Below are 14723 nucleotides of genomic sequence, written 5' to 3'. Positions count from 1 at the left end.
CATGCCCAAGCGCACCGACATCGAGTCCGTCCTCGTCATCGGCTCGGGGCCGATCATCATCGGCCAGGCCGCGGAGTTCGACTACTCCGGCACCCAGGCCTGCCGCGTGTTGCGCGAGGAGGGCCTGCGGGTCGTCCTGGTCAACTCCAACCCGGCGACGATCATGACCGACCCGGAGTTCGCCGACGCGACGTACGTCGAGCCGATCACCCCGGAGTTCGTGGAGAAGGTCATCGCCAAGGAGCGGCCCGACGCGCTGCTCGCGACCCTCGGCGGACAGACCGCGCTCAACGCCGCGATGGCGCTGGACCGCGACGGCGTGCTCGAGAAGTACGGCGTGGAGCTGATCGGCGCCAACATCGAGGCGATCGACCGCGGCGAGAACCGGCAGGTCTTCAAGAAGATCGTCGAGGAGCTCGGCGGGGAGTCCGCGCGGTCCGCGATCTGCCACTCGATGGAGGACTGCCTGGCCGCCGTCGAGGACCTCGGCTACCCGGTCGTGGTCCGGCCGTCGTTCACCATGGGCGGCACCGGCTCGGGCATGGCGTACGACGAGACCGACCTGCACCGCATCGCCGGCGCCGGCCTCGACGCGAGCCCGACCACCGAGGTGCTCCTGGAGGAGTCGATCCTCGGGTGGAAGGAGTACGAGCTCGAGGTCATGCGCGACACCGCGGACAACGTGGTGATCATCTGCTCGATCGAGAACCTCGACCCGATGGGCGTCCACACCGGTGACTCGATCACGGTCGCGCCGGCCATGACGCTGACCGACCGCGAGTACCAGAAGATGCGCGACCTCGCGATCGGCATCATCCGCTCGGTCGGCGTCGACACCGGCGGCTGCAACATCCAGTACGCCGTGAACCCCGCCGACGGGCGCCTCGTCGTCATCGAGATGAACCCGCGGGTCTCGCGCTCCTCGGCGCTGGCCTCGAAGGCGACCGGGTTCCCGATCGCCAAGATCGCCGCCAAGGTCGCGATCGGCTACACCCTCGACGAGATCCCCAACGACATCACCACCCGCCCCGACGGTCACTCCACGCCGGCGAGCTTCGAGCCGACGCTGGACTACGTGGTGGTCAAGGTGCCGCGGTTCGCCTTCGAGAAGTTCCCCGGCGCCGACCCGACGCTGACCACCCACATGAAGTCGGTGGGCGAGGCGATGGCGATCGGGCGCAGCTTCACCGAGGCGCTGCAGAAGGCGCTGCGCTCGCTGGAGAGCCCGAACGCCGTCTTCGACTGGCACCAGGAGTGGGTCGACCTCGACAAGGACGCAATCCTGGCGAGCATCCGGACCCCGCACGACGGGCGGCTGCGCGGGGTCATGGACGCGATCCGCGCCGGCGCGACCCCCGAGGAGATCTTCGAGGCCACCGGCATCGACCCGTGGTTCCTCGACCAGCTCGCGCTGATCAACGAGGTCGCCGCGGAGGTCACCGCCGCCGTCGAGCTCACGCCGGACCTGCTGCGCCGCGCGAAGCGGCACGGCTTCTCCGACGACCAGATCGGCAAGATCCGCGGCATGTCGGCCGACGTGGTCCGCGGCGTCCGGCACGCGCTGGGCATCCGGCCCGTCTACAAGACCGTCGACACCTGTGCGGCGGAGTTCGCGGCCGCGACGCCGTACCACTACTCCTCCTACGACGAGGAGAGCGAGGTCGCCCCCCGCGAGCGGCCCGCGGTGATCATCCTGGGATCCGGGCCGAACCGGATCGGGCAGGGCATCGAGTTCGACTACTCCTGCGTGCACGCCTCCCTGGCGCTCGGCACCGGGGAGGGTGGTGCCGGCTACGAGACCGTCATGGTCAACTGCAACCCCGAGACCGTCTCGACCGACTACGACACCTCGAACCGGCTCTACTTCGAGCCGCTGACCCTCGAGGACGTCCTCGAGGTCGTCCACGCCGAGCAGGTCGCCGGCCCGGTCGCCGGCGTCATCTGCCAGCTCGGCGGGCAGACCCCGCTCGGGCTCGCCCAGGGCCTGGCGCGCGCGGGGGTGCCGATCGTCGGCACCTCGCCCGACGCGATCGACCTGGCCGAGGAGCGCGGTGCGTTCGGCCGCGTGCTCGCCGAGGCGGGGCTGACCGCTCCCAAGCACGGCACGGCGACGTCGTACCCCGAGGCGCAGCGGATCGCCACCGAGATCGGCTACCCGGTGCTCGTGCGGCCGTCGTACGTGCTCGGCGGCCGGGGCATGGAGATCGTCTACGGCGACGAGGCGCTCGAGACCTACCTGGAGAAGTACGTCGCCGCCGGGCTGATCTCGCCGCAGGCGCCCGTGCTGGTCGACCGGTTCCTCGACGACGCGGTCGAGATCGACGTCGACGCGCTCTTCGACGGCGAGGACCTCTTCCTCGGCGGCGTGATGGAGCACATCGAGGAGGCCGGCATCCACTCCGGCGACTCCTCGTGCGCGCTGCCCCCGATCACCCTGGGTGCGCGGGAGATCGCGCGGATCCGGGAGGCGACCGAGGCGATCGCGCGCGGCGTCGGCGTGCGCGGGCTGCTGAACATCCAGTTCGCGCTCGGGTCGGACATCCTCTACGTGCTGGAGGCCAACCCGCGGGCGTCGCGGACGGTGCCCTTCGTGTCCAAGGCGACCGCGACGCCGCTGGCAAAGGCCGCCGCCCGGATCATGCTGGGCGAGTCGGTCGCCGACCTCCGTGCGAGCGGGCTGCTGCCCGCGACCGGCGACGGCGGCACGCTGCCGGCCGACCAGCCGATCGCGGTCAAGGAGGCGGTCATGCCGTTCAACCGGTTCCGCACCCCCGACGGCGCGCAGGTCGACACCGTCCTCGGCCCCGAGATGAAGTCGACCGGCGAGGTGATGGGCCTGGACCGCGACTTCGGCACGGCGTTCGCCAAGTCCCAGGCCGCGGCGTTCGGGCCGCTGCCCGCGAGCGGCAAGGTGTTCGTCTCGGTGGCCAACCGCGACAAGCGCTCGATGGTCTTCCCGATCCGGGCGCTGGCCGACCTCGGCTTCGAGATCCTCGCGACCGCCGGCACCGCGGAGGTGCTGCGCCGCAACGGCGTGCCGGCGACGGTCGTGCGCAAGCACTTCGAGGGCACCGGTCCCGACGGGGAGCGGACCACCGTCCAGCTGATCCTCGACGGCGAGATCCAGATGGTGGTCAACACGCCGTACGGCGCGGGGGAGGGCCACGCCCGCCTCGACGGCTACGAGATCCGCACCGCCGCCGTCCGCGCCAACGTCCCCTGCATCACCACGGTGCAGGGGCTGGGCGCGGCCGTCCAGGGCATCGAGGCCGCCCGTCGCGGCGACATCGGCGTGCGCAGCCTGCAGGAGTGGGCGAGCCGGTGACGGCGTACGGACTGCTCTTCGACCACGTCGCGACGCGCATCGACGCCGAGCGGGCCCACCACCTGGGCTTCCGGGCGGTGCGCGCCGCCGCGCCGGTGACCGGTCGGCTCCCGGTGCCCGGGCAGCCGGTCCGGGCGCTCGGCCTGATCTTCCCCAACGTGCTCGGCATGGCGGCCGGCTTCGACAAGAACGCCGTCGGCATCGATGCCCTCGCCGCGCTCGGGTTCGGCCACGTCGAGGTCGGCACGGTCACCGGCGAGGCGCAGCCGGGCAACCCGAGGCCGCGCCTCTTCCGGCTGCCCGCCGACCGGGCCGTCGTGAACCGGATGGGGTTCAACAACGACGGCGCCGAGGTGGTCGCCCGCCGGCTGGCCGCGCGCGCCGCCCGCTCCTCAGGGGAAACCGGCGCTCCTCAGGGGATGCATCGGCCGAGAAGCGCCGGAATCCCCGGGGGGCCGGGGAATCCGGCAGCCCCCCGCCCCGTCCTCGGCGTCAACATCGGCAAGACCAAGGTGGTGCCCGACGACGACCAGGCCGCGGTGGAGGCCGACTACGCCAAGAGCACGCGGCTGCTGGCGCCGCACGCCGACTACCTCGTGGTCAACGTGAGCTCGCCGAACACCCCCGGACTGCGCAACCTGCAGGCCGTCGAGAAGCTCCAGCCGCTGCTGGAGCACGTGCGCCGCATCGCCGACACCGTCACCTCGGCGCGGGTCCCGCTGGTCGTGAAGATCGCGCCGGACCTCGCCGACGAGGACGTGCTGGCGGTCGCCGACATGGCGGTGGCGATCGGCCTCGACGGGATCATCGCCACCAACACAACGACGTCCCGTGCCGGGCTCGCCAGCCCGGACGCCGACGTCGAGGCCGTGGGCGCGGGAGGGCTGTCCGGTCGGCCGCTGACCGCCCGCGCGCTCGAGGTCACCCGGCTGCTGCGCGACCGGGTGGGCCCCGCGCTGACGATCATCGGCGTCGGCGGGATCACCACGCCCGAGGACGCCCGCGCGCGGCTCGAGGCCGGGGCCGACCTGCTCCAGGGCTACAGCGCGTTCGTCTACGAGGGCCCGCTGTGGCCGCGGCGGATCCTCGCCGGCACGAGCACCACCGCCACGGCAGGACCGGCCACGGCAGGACCGGCGACGGGGTGAGGGGACCGCTCCACACCACCGGGGAGGTGCTGGCCAGCAAGCGGGTCGGCGCCTACCAGCACCTGACCGTGGTCGCGCCGGGCGTGGCCGAGCGGTTCCGGCCCGGAACGTTCGTCGCGGTCGCCGTCGACGGGACCCGGCTCACCCCCCGCGCGCTGTGGATCCACGGCGTCAAGCCGGTCGGCGGCTACGGGCCCGCGCTGCAGCTGGTCGTCGACCCGGTCGGTCCGGGCACCCACTGGCTCGCCGAGCGGCCGGTCGGCACCCGGCTGGAGCTCACCGGCCCGCTCGGCCGGGCGTTCGCGCTGCCCAAGGAGCCCGTCGCCACCCTGCTGGTGGGGGAGGGGTACGCCGCGGCCCCGCTGTTCCCGCTCGCCGAGCGGCTGCGCGAGCGCGGCTGCCAGGTCAACCTCCTCGTCGCCGCCCCCGACGAGCGCCACCTGCTCTCGGCGCTGGAGGCACGCCGCGTCGCACGGGCGGTCACGGTCGTCACCGCCGACGGCTCGGTCGGCCGCCGCGGGGCGGTCGCCGACGTGGTCGCCGGCGTGCTCGCGCAGTCCGCCGCCGAGGTGGTGTACGCCGCCGGGCCGGTGCGCACGCTGCACGCCGTCGCGTCCGCGGCCGAGCAGGCCGGTGCCTGGAGCCAGACCGCCGTCGAGCAGCCGCTCGCCTGCGGCACCGGGCTGTGCCTCGGCTGCCCGCTGCCCGTGGTCGGCGAGGACGGTGTCGGTCGTGTCGTCCGCGCCTGCACCGAGGGCCCCGTCGTCCGCGGCGACCGGGTTCGCTGGACCGAGCTGGCACCGACCTGGACCGGCCCCGAGGCCCCACGCGCGGACGCCCGCCCGGGCCGGCCGACGGGGGATCCGTCGTGATCGAGCTGCCGTCCCCCGTCGTGGTGGCCGCCGGGTGCGGCGGCACCGGTCGCGAGCTCGTCGCGCTGGGCGCCCTCGAGGGCGTCGGTGCGTTCACCACCCGGTCGCTGACCCTCAACGCCCGCACCGGCGGGCCGGGACCGCGCTTCGCCGAGACGCCGGCCGGGCTCGTCCACAGCACCGGCCTGCCGGGCCCGGGGCTGGAGATCTTCCTGGCCACCGAGCTGCCGTGGCTGGTGCAGCAGGGGGTCCGGGTCGTGGTGTCGGTGACCGGCTCCTCGGTCGCCGAGCACGCCGAGGTCGCCAAGCGGCTCGCCCGGGCGCCCGGCGTCCGGGCCATCGAGGTGGACCTCGCCGTCCCCGACGCCCGCGCCCACGGACTGCTCGACGTGCGCGAGCCGTTCCACGCCGCCAACGTCGTCGCCGCGGTGGTCCGCGAGGCCCAGGACCTCCCCGTCCTGGCCAAGGTGCGCGCCGACGTGCTGCGGGTGGCGGAGTCCGCCCGCGTCGTGACCGACGCCGGCGCGGCCGCCGTCGTCGTCGGCGGCCCGCAGGCCGCGGCGCTCCCCGACGGCCGGCCGGCCGGGCTCAGCGGCCCCGCGGTCCTGCCGCTCTCCCTGCGGTGCGTGACCGAGGTGCGCGCCGCGCTGCCCGCCGTACCCGTCGTCGGCGGGGGCGGCATCGCCACGACCGCCGACGCGCGCTGCTTCCTCGACGCCGGCGCCGTGGCCGTCCAGGTCGGCACCGCCCTGCTCCGCGACCCCACCACCGCCGCCCGGATCGCGGCCGACCTCAGCTGAGGAGACAGCCATGACCAGCCCCTTCGGCGCCCGCCTGCGCGCCGCCGTCGACGAGCGGGGCCCGCTCTGCGTCGGCATCGACCCCCACGCCGCCCTGCTCGCCGACTGGGGACTCCCCGACGACGTCGAGGGGCTGCGCCGCTTCGCGCTGACCGCGGTCGAGGCGGTCGCCCCGCACGCCTCGACGGTCAAGCCGCAGTCGGCGTTCTACGAGCGGTTCGGGAGCCGGGGCGTCGCCGTCCTCGAGGAGGTCGTGGCAGCGGCGCGCGCGGCGGGGGCGCTCGTCGTCATGGACGCCAAGCGCGGCGACATCGGCTCGACGTCGCAGGCCTATGCCGACGCCTACCTCGACCCGTCCTCGCCGCTGGCCGCCGACGCCCTCACCGTCAGCCCGTTCCTCGGGTTCGGCTCGCTCGACCCGTTCGTCGACAGCGCCCGCCGGCACGGCGCCGGCCTCTTCGTGCTGGCGCTGACCTCGAACGCGGAGGGGCCGGAGGTCCAGCACGCCCGCCTCGAGGACGGCTCGACCGTGGCCGGGCGGATCCTCGACCACCTGCGCCGGCTGAACGCCGACGCGGACCCGCTCGGGTCCTTCGGTGCCGTTGTCGGCGCGACGATCGGGGAGACCGCCGAGGACCTGGCCTTCAACGGCCCGGTGCTGGCACCGGGGTACGGCGCGCAGGGCGGGACCGTCGAGGACGTGCGGCGGATCTTCGGGGCCACCGCGGCGAACGTCCTGCCCAGCTCCTCGCGCGACGTCCTCCGCCTGGGCCCGGACGCGGCCGCCCTGCGCGACGCCGTCCGCGCCACGAACGACCGGCTGGCGGCGCTGCGGTGAGGACCCGCCCGCGCCGCACGACCGTCTCGCTCGTCCCCCTCGTCGCAGCGCTGCTGGGCTCGCTGCTGCTGCCGCTGACGGCCTGCTCGCAGGACCCGTTCGAGGCGTACTGCGACGAGGTGCTCGCCCAGCGCGAGGACCTCTCCGAGGCGGTCGCCGACGGCGGGCCGGGCGCGCTGGTGGCGGCGCTGCCGCACCTCGAGGCGCTCGAGGAGGAGGCCCCCCGCGACATCCGCGACGAGTGGGACCTCGTCGTCGGCCGCGTCGGCGAGCTCCGCGACGCCCTGGAGGACGCCGGGGTCGACCCCGCGTCGTACGACCGGGAGGACCGCTCCACCGACGTGTCCGCGGCGCAGCGGGCTCGGATCGACGCCGCCGCCCGCGAGCTCGCGGCCCGGCCGACCGTGGAGGCGCTCGCCGGGGTCCAGCAGCAGGCGCGCGACGTGTGCGGCACCCCGCTGACCCTCTGAGGCCGGCCGGGGACGACCGGCGACGACCGGCGACGCCGGTGGCCAGGGCCGGACGGCGGTGGGGGTGACCTGCGTTGCCGGTGGTGAAGAGTTCTGACTAGATTGGCCCTCGCCCTCCGACCTGCCGCTCGACCCAAAGGACATCGCCCGTGGCGCTCCCGCCCCTCACGCCGGAACAACGCCAGGCGGCCCTGGAGAAGGCAGCCGCTTCCCGCCGCGAGCGGGCCGAGGTCAAGAACCGCCTGAAGAACTCGGGCGCCTCGATCGTCGACGTGCTCCACGAGGGCCAGGAGAACGAGGTCATCGGCAAGATGCGGGTCGTCGACCTGCTGCAGTCGATGCCCGGGCTCGGCAAGGTCCGCGCCCGTCAGGTCATGGAGCGCCTCGGCATCGCCGAGAGCAGGCGCGTCCGCGGGCTCGGCACCAAGCAGGTCGCCGCGCTCGAGAAGGAGTTCGCGTCGCGTGACTCCGCGTGACGGGCGCTGAGCGCCGCTCGCGACTGGTCGTGCTGGCCGGCCCCACGGCCGTCGGCAAGGGCACGGTCGCGGCGCACATCCGCGAGCACCACCCGGAGGTCTGGATCTCGGTCTCCGCGACCACCCGGCCGCCGCGTCCGGGCGAGGTCAACGGCGTGCACTACTGGTTCGTCTCCGACGAGGAGTTCGACCGGATGGTCGCCGAGGACGACCTGCTGGAGTGGGCGGTCGTGCACAAGGCCGCCCGGTACGGCACTCCCCGGCAGCCGGTCGACCTCGCGCTGGCCTCCGGCCGCCCCGCGATGCTCGAGATCGACCTGCAGGGCGCGCGCCAGGTCCGGCAGACCATGCCCGAGGCGCTCTTCGTCTTCCTCAAGCCGCCCTCGTGGGAGGAGCTGGTCCGCCGCCTGGTCGGTCGCGGCACCGAGACCGAGGCGGAGCGGGAGCGCCGGCTCACCACCGCGCGGGCCGAGCTCGCGGCCGAGACGGAGTTCGACGTCACCATCGTCAACCACGAAGTTCACGCTGCTGCGGACGAGTTGGTAGCCTTGATGGTGCTCGACTGAGGCGCTGCCTCTCCGCGCCGGCTCCGCCCGTCGGGCGTCCATCCACCGATCAGTGAGGCTTCACGCGTGTCTGCCCCCAACATCGACGCTCAGGGTGTCACCAACCCCTCGATCGACGACCTGCTCACCAAGACCGACAGCAAGTACAAGCTGGTCCTCTACAGCGCCAAGCGCGCCCGGCAGATCAACGCCTACTACTCCCAGCTCGGCGAGGGCCTGCTGGAGTACGTCGGCCCGCTCGTCGACACCCACGTGCAGGAGAAGCCCCTCTCGATCGCGCTCCGCGAGATCAACGAGGACCTCCTGACGTGCGAGGACGTCGACCCCGCCGAGCTCGCCGCCGAGGAGGCCGCCGCCAAGGCCGCCGCCATCGACGCCTCGTTCAACCCCGGCGAGTGATCCGCTGAGCACCAGCTCCGCCCACGAGGCCGCGTCCCCCACGGGGGCGCGGCCCGTTGTCGTCCTCGGGGTCACCGGCGGGATCGCGGCGTACAAGGCCTGTGAGCTGTTGCGCCGGCTCACCGAGTCCGGCCACGACGTGACGGTCGTGCCGACCGAGTCGGCGCTGGAGTTCGTGGGCGCGCCCACCTGGGCGGCGCTGTCGGGCAAGCCGGTCGCCACCGACGTGTGGACCGACGTCCACCGGGTGCCGCACGTGCGGCTGGGCCAGTCGGCCGACCTCGTGGTCGTCGCGCCCGCCACCGCCGACACGCTGGCGCGCGCCGCGCACGGCCTGGCCGACGACCTGCTCACGAACACCTTGCTCACCGCCCGCTGCCCGGTGGTGGTGGCCCCGGCCATGCACACCGAGATGTGGGAGCACCCTGCGACCCGGGCGAACGTCGCCACGCTGCGCGAGCGCGGCGTGCTCGTCCTCGAGCCGGCCGAGGGCCGGCTGACCGGCAAGGACACCGGCAAGGGCCGGCTGCCCGAGCCCGGCGAGATCTTCGACGTCTGCACGCAGGTGCTGGCCCGCGGCGAGGCGGGGTCCACGCTGGACCTCGTCGGACGGCACGTCGTGGTCTCCGCCGGGGGCACGCGGGAGTACCTCGACCCGGTGCGCTTCCTCGGCAACCGCTCGTCGGGCCTGCAGGGGTTCGCGCTGGCGCGCGCCGCCGCGGCCCGGGGGGCCCAGGTCACCCTGGTCGCCGCCAACACCAGCCTCCCCGAGCCCGCCGGAGTGACGGTCGTGCGCGTCGAGACCACCGCGCAGCTGCGCGACGCCGTCGTCCCCGCCGCCGCGTCCGCCGACGCCGTGGTCATGGCGGCCGCGCCCGCGGACTTCCGGCCCCTCGACGTCAGCGAGGCCAAGATCAAGAAGGCGGCCGACGGCTCGGCCCCCTCGATCGAGCTGCAGCAGAACCCCGACGTGCTGCACGAGATCAGCACCCGGCGAGCGCGACCGGGCACCGTGGTGGTCGGCTTCGCCGCCGAGACCGGCGACGACACCGGCTCGGTGCTCGAGCTGGCCCGCGCCAAGCTCGCCCGCAAGGGCTGCGACCTGCTGGTCGTCAACGACGTCAGCGGGGGAGCGGTCTTCGGCAGCCCGGACAACGAGGCGGTCATCCTGGGTGCCGACGGCGCCGCGACCGACGTGCCGCGGGGGTCGAAGACCACGCTCGCGCACGCCATTTGGGACGAAGTCGTCCGCAGGCTGCAGGATTGAACCCCCAATGTTGGTGAACCGATGCTGAGACGCCCGTCCCACGCGGTGGGACGCGCTCTACCGTGAGCACCACCCCGAACGACAGGAGCTGCGCTGTGGCCGGACGACTCTTCACCTCCGAGTCCGTGACCGAGGGACACCCGGACAAGATCGCCGACCGCATCAGCGACACGGTGCTCGACTACCTGATGGCCAACGACGGCGACAAGGAGAACCTCCGGGTCGCGGTCGAGACGCTGCTGACCACCGGGCTCGTCGTCGTCGCCGGCGAGGTGCGCACCAACGCCTACGCCCCGGTCGCCGAGCTCGTGCGCGAGGCCATCCTCGACATCGGGTACGACTCCTCGGAGAAGGGCTTCGACGGCACGACCTGCGGCGTGCAGGTGGCCATCGGCGGCCAGTCCGCCGACATCGCCCAGGGCGTCGACCACGGCCACGAGTCGCGCGTCGGCACCTCCGAGGACGAGCTGGACCGCCGCGGGGCCGGCGACCAGGGCCTGATGTTCGGCTACGCCTGCGACGACACCCCGGTGCTGATGCCGCTGCCGATCGTCATCGCCCAGCGCCTCTCCGAGCGGCTCACCGAGGTCCGCAAGAACGGCGTGATGGACAACCTCCGCCCGGACGGCAAGACCCAGGTCACCATCGAGTACGACGCCGACGACCGTCCGGTCCGCGTCGACACGGTCGTCCTCTCCACGCAGCACTCCGAGGAGACCGACCTGGTCAAGCTCGAGGCCGAGATCAAGCAGAACGTCATCGACCCGGTGCTGGCGTCGTTCGACATCCCCTCCGACGACTACCGGCTGCTGGTCAACCCGACCGGCCGCTTCGTCGTCGGCGGCCCGATGGGTGACGCCGGCCTGACCGGCCGCAAGATCATCGTCGACACCTACGGCGGCATGGCCCGGCACGGCGGCGGCGCCTTCTCGGGCAAGGACCCCTCGAAGGTGGACCGCTCCGCGGCGTACGCCATGCGCTGGGTGGCCAAGAACGTCGTCGCCGCGGGCCTGGCCCGCCGCTGCGAGGTCCAGGTCGCCTACGCGATCGGCAAGGCCCAGCCGGTCGGCGTCTTCGTGCAGACCTTCGGCACCGGCGTGGTCTCCGACGAGGAGATCCAGAAGGCCGTCCTCGAGGTCTTCGACCTCCGCCCGGCCGCGATCCTGCGTGACCTCGACCTGCTGCGCCCGATCTACGCCAAGACCTCGGCGTACGGCCACTTCGGCCGCGAGCTGCCCGAGTTCACCTGGGAGCGCACCGACCGCGCCGACGCCCTCAAGGCCGCCGCCGGCATCTGAGCCTCCGCCACGGTCCTGCCGACGCCTGCCGACGGGACCGTCGGCGCTCGCTGGGAGACTTCCGCTCGTGACCGGACCGGAGGAGCAGCCCGAGCTGCTCCCCGGCCTGGTGCGGGCGAGCCTGCAGGAGTCGCAGGCCAAGGCGCGGGCGACCCGGGCGCGCAAGGCGGCCGAGGCGGAGGTCGCCGAGGCCGACCCGGTGGCGCGGGTGCTGGTCGACGTGGCGCTGGCCCACCTGGACCGCACCTTCGACTACGCGGTGCCCGCGTCGATGGCGGAGGCGGCGCAGCCGGGCGTCCGGGTCAAGGTCCGGTTCGCCGGGCAGGACGTGGACGGCTACCTCCTCGGGCGTTTCGCCTCCTCCGACCACACCGGCCGGCTGGCGCCGCTGCGCCGGGTGGTCAGCCCGGAGCCGGTGCTCAGCCCCGCGGTGGCCGAGCTCTGCGGATCGCTCGCCGAGCGGTACGCCGGCACCCGCTCGGACCTGCTGCGCCTGGCCGTGCCGCCGCGGCACGCCACGACCGAGAAGGAGCCGTCCTCGCCGGAGCCGGCCGTCCCCCCGGCCGGTGCCGCCGAGACCGCGGCGTGGTCGGTCTACGAGCCGGCCGCGGCGTACCTCGCGCACCTCGCCGAGGGCGGCGCGCCGCGTGCGGTGTGGTCCGCCGCGCCGGGGGAGGAGTGGCCGCGTCGCTTGGCCGAGGCGGCGGCCGCCACCCGGCGCTCCGGCCGGGGGGCGCTGATCTGCGTGCCGGACGGCAAGGACGTGGACCGCGTCGACCGGGCGCTGACCGAGGTCCTCGGTCCCGATCACCACGTCACGCTCACCGCCGACGCCGGGCCGGCCCGTCGGTACCGGGAGTTCCTCGCGGTCAGCCGGGGCACCCGCCGGATCGTCGTGGGCACCCGCGCGGCGGCGTTCGCCCCGGTGCACGACCTCGGGCTGGTGGCCGTCTGGGACGACGGCGACGACCTCTACGCCGAGCCTCGCGCGCCGTACCCCCACACCCGGGAGACCCTGCTGCTGCGTGCAGAGCTCGAGGGCGCCGCGGCGCTGGTCGGGGGCTTCGCCCGCAGCGTCGAGGCGGAGTACCTCCTGCGCACCGGCTGGGCCCGTGAGCTGGCCGCGCCCCGCGCGGTCGTGCGCGAGCGGGTGCGCACCGCGGTGGCCGGCGCGAGCGACCTCGACCTCGAGCGCGACCCGCTCGCGCGCGCGTCCCGGGTGCCCCGCCAGGCGCTGGAGGCGATCCGGTGGGGGATCGAGCGGGGCCCGGTGCTCGTGCAGAACCCGCGGCTCGGGTACGTCGCGGCGCTGGCCTGCGAGCGGTGCCGCACCCCCGCGCGCTGCGGCGCCTGCCGGGGCCCGCTCGCGCTCACCGGGCCGACGACGCCGCCGGCGTGCCGGTGGTGCGGCACCGAGGCCCCCGGGTGGGCCTGCGGGGAGTGCGGCTACCGCGGGCTGCGCGCACCGGTCGTCGGCGACGCCCGCACCGCCGAGGAGCTCGGCCGGGCGCTGCCCAGCACGCGGGTGCTGACCAGCTCCCGGGACCGGGTCCTCGCCACGGTGGACGCCCGCCCGGCGGTCGTGGTCGCGACGCCGGGGGCGGAGCCGGTCGCGGAGGGCGGGTACGCCGCGGTGGTGCTCCTCGACGCCTGGCTGCTGCTGGGCCGCACCGACCTGCGCACCGAGGAGGAGGCGCTGCGCCGTTGGTCCGACGCGGTCGGGCTGGTCCGGCCCGGCGGCCGCGCGGTCGTCGTCGGCGACCCCGCCCACCCCGCGGTGCAGGCGCTGGTCAGGTGGGACCCGAGCGGGTTCGCCGCCCGCGAGACCGCCGAGCGGCAGGAGGCGCACCTGCCCCCCGCCAGCCGGCTGGCCACGATCACCGGTGAGCCCGGCGCGGTCGACGACGCCCTCACCCTGCTCGACCTCCCCGAGGCCGGCGAGGTGCTCGGACCGATGCCGACGGGGGAGCAGGAGGTCCGCGCGGTCGTCCGGGTGCCCCGGTCGCACGCAGCCGCCCTCGGCCGCGCGCTGGGCGAGCTGCAGCGCGTCCGCTCCGCCCGCAAGCTCGACCCCGTCCGCGTCCAGGTCGACCCGCCGTCGCTGTAGGTCCCTGGGGTCGCCGTGGTCGCCTGTGGCCGCCTGCGGGCCGGGCGGCTGGGCCCGGGCCGGGGCTGGGCCCGGCCCGGGCCGGGGCCGGGGCAGGGCTTTCCGGGGTAGTCCCGTGCTTGCCGGGGCAGATCTACCCCGGTAAGCGCAGGAGTCCCCGGTGAACCGGGGACTCCTGCGTCCGCCGCGCCCGCCACCGACGGCTCGCCGACGGCTCGACGGCGCTCGCCTGCTCGACAGCGGCGGTGGCGATCTCGGCCGGGCGAGCGTCGTACTGGCGACTTCTCAGGGCAAACCGGCGCTTCTCAGGCGATGCTTCCCCTGAGAAGCACCGGAATCCCCGGGGCCCCGGGGATTCCGGCACCCCCGCCCGACACCGCGGCCGCGGGCCGGACCGGGCGCAGCTCCCGGGGCAGTCCCTCGCTTGCCGGGGCAGATCTACCCCGGTGAGCGCAGGAGTCCCCGGTGAACCGGGGACTCCTGCAGCACGCCGGCACGCCGCCGACACCCCCAGCCGAGCCGGCGCGCGCGACCAGCGAGCAGCCACGCACAGCGGCCGAATAGACTGGACCGCTGCCCCGCACGACGTACCGACCGCACACAGGAGACACGTGGCCATCCAGCCGATCCGACTCTTCGGGGACCCGGTGCTGCGCAAGCCGGCCGTGGAGGTCGTGGACTTCGACAAGGAGCTGCGCCAGCTCGTCGCGGACCTCACCGACACGATGCTCGAGGCGCCCGGCGCTGGTCTCGCCGCACCGCAGATCGGGGTCGGGCTCCGCGTGTTCACCTGGTACGTCGACGGGGAGGTCGGCCACCTGGTCAACCCGACGCTCGAGCTCTCCGAGGAGGTCCAGGACGGCCTGGAGGGATGCCTGTCGCTGCCGGAGCTGACCTACGAGTGCCGTCGGGCGATGTCGGTCGTCGCCCAGGGGTTCGACATGCACGGCGAGCCGCTGACGATCCACGGGTCCGAGCTGCTGGCGCGGGCGATCCAGCACGAGACCGACCACCTCGACGGCGTGCTCTTCATCGACCGGCTCGACCAGGCCGCCCGGAAGGCGGCGATGAAGGAGATCCGCGAGTCCGAGTGGTTCGGCCTCGAGAAGCCCCAGGTCAAGATCAGTCCCCACCCCACGAACGGTTTCGGTTTCTAG

General features: G+C 74.4%; 13 protein-coding genes. All 13 read left to right on the top strand.

The window, feature by feature from the left end; all coding sequences use genetic code 11:
- Nucleotide 1: 1 nt before the first annotated feature.
- The 13 genes from carB (at nucleotide 2) to def (ending at nucleotide 14723) form a co-directional block, all read left to right on the top strand.
- Complete coding sequence (carB, locus tag OSR43_RS12200) at nucleotides 2-3325, top strand: carbamoyl-phosphate synthase large subunit (RefSeq protein WP_302266822.1); 3324 nt, start codon at nucleotides 2-4, stop codon at nucleotides 3323-3325.
- Nucleotides 3310-4473: a quinone-dependent dihydroorotate dehydrogenase gene (locus OSR43_RS12195; protein ID WP_302266821.1), complete on the top strand. Its 1164-nt coding sequence runs from the start codon at nucleotides 3310-3312 to the stop codon at nucleotides 4471-4473. Before carB ends, OSR43_RS12195 begins: the two co-directional genes overlap by 16 nt.
- Complete coding sequence (locus tag OSR43_RS12190; protein WP_302266820.1) at nucleotides 4470-5345, top strand: hypothetical protein; 876 nt, start codon at nucleotides 4470-4472, stop codon at nucleotides 5343-5345. Before OSR43_RS12195 ends, OSR43_RS12190 begins: the two co-directional genes overlap by 4 nt.
- Nucleotides 5342-6145 (top strand): tRNA-dihydrouridine synthase, encoded by an 804-nt coding sequence (locus tag OSR43_RS12185; protein WP_302266819.1) that lies wholly within the window; start codon nucleotides 5342-5344, stop codon nucleotides 6143-6145. Before OSR43_RS12190 ends, OSR43_RS12185 begins: the two co-directional genes overlap by 4 nt.
- 10 nt (nucleotides 6146-6155) lie before the next feature.
- Nucleotides 6156-6983 carry an orotidine-5'-phosphate decarboxylase gene (pyrF, locus tag OSR43_RS12180; RefSeq protein ID WP_302266818.1) on the top strand — a complete coding sequence of 276 codons (828 nt, stop codon included), beginning with the start codon at nucleotides 6156-6158 and terminating at the stop codon, nucleotides 6981-6983.
- On the top strand, nucleotides 6980-7453 hold the full coding sequence (locus OSR43_RS12175; protein WP_302266817.1) for a hypothetical protein: 474 nt from the start codon (nucleotides 6980-6982) through the stop codon (nucleotides 7451-7453). The genes pyrF and OSR43_RS12175 overlap by 4 nt, the downstream gene beginning before the upstream one ends.
- A 149-nt stretch (nucleotides 7454-7602) precedes the next feature.
- The gene (gene mihF, locus OSR43_RS12170) at nucleotides 7603-7929 is read left to right on the top strand and encodes an integration host factor, actinobacterial type (RefSeq protein ID WP_302266816.1); all 327 of its coding nucleotides are present in this window, start codon (nucleotides 7603-7605) and stop codon (nucleotides 7927-7929) included.
- Nucleotides 7926-8495: a guanylate kinase gene (gene gmk / locus OSR43_RS12165; RefSeq protein WP_302266815.1), complete on the top strand. Its 570-nt coding sequence runs from the start codon at nucleotides 7926-7928 to the stop codon at nucleotides 8493-8495. Before mihF ends, gmk begins: the two co-directional genes overlap by 4 nt.
- Nucleotides 8496-8561: 66 nt before the next feature.
- Nucleotides 8562-8894: a DNA-directed RNA polymerase subunit omega gene (gene rpoZ, locus OSR43_RS12160; protein WP_300960461.1), complete on the top strand. Its 333-nt coding sequence runs from the start codon at nucleotides 8562-8564 to the stop codon at nucleotides 8892-8894.
- Nucleotides 8895-8898: 4 nt separating this feature from the next.
- A complete protein-coding gene (gene coaBC, locus OSR43_RS12155; protein ID WP_302271674.1) occupies nucleotides 8899-10161 on the top strand; it encodes a bifunctional phosphopantothenoylcysteine decarboxylase/phosphopantothenate--cysteine ligase CoaBC in 1263 nt (420 codons plus the stop codon).
- A gap of 95 nt (nucleotides 10162-10256) precedes the next feature.
- Entirely contained in the window at nucleotides 10257-11459 is a 1203-nt protein-coding gene (metK, locus tag OSR43_RS12150) for a methionine adenosyltransferase (protein WP_302266814.1), read from the top strand.
- 67 nt (nucleotides 11460-11526) lie between these two features.
- On the top strand, nucleotides 11527-13566 hold the full coding sequence (locus OSR43_RS12145; RefSeq protein ID WP_302266813.1) for a primosomal protein N': 2040 nt from the start codon (nucleotides 11527-11529) through the stop codon (nucleotides 13564-13566).
- A 611-nt stretch (nucleotides 13567-14177) separates the two neighbouring features.
- A complete protein-coding gene (gene def, locus OSR43_RS12140; protein ID WP_302266812.1) occupies nucleotides 14178-14723 on the top strand; it encodes a peptide deformylase in 546 nt (181 codons plus the stop codon).

Source organism: Nocardioides sp. Arc9.136 (assembly GCF_030506255.1).
Taxonomy (GTDB): domain Bacteria; phylum Actinomycetota; class Actinomycetes; order Propionibacteriales; family Nocardioidaceae; genus Nocardioides.
This window is presented reverse-complemented; position numbering and strand designations above follow the sequence as displayed.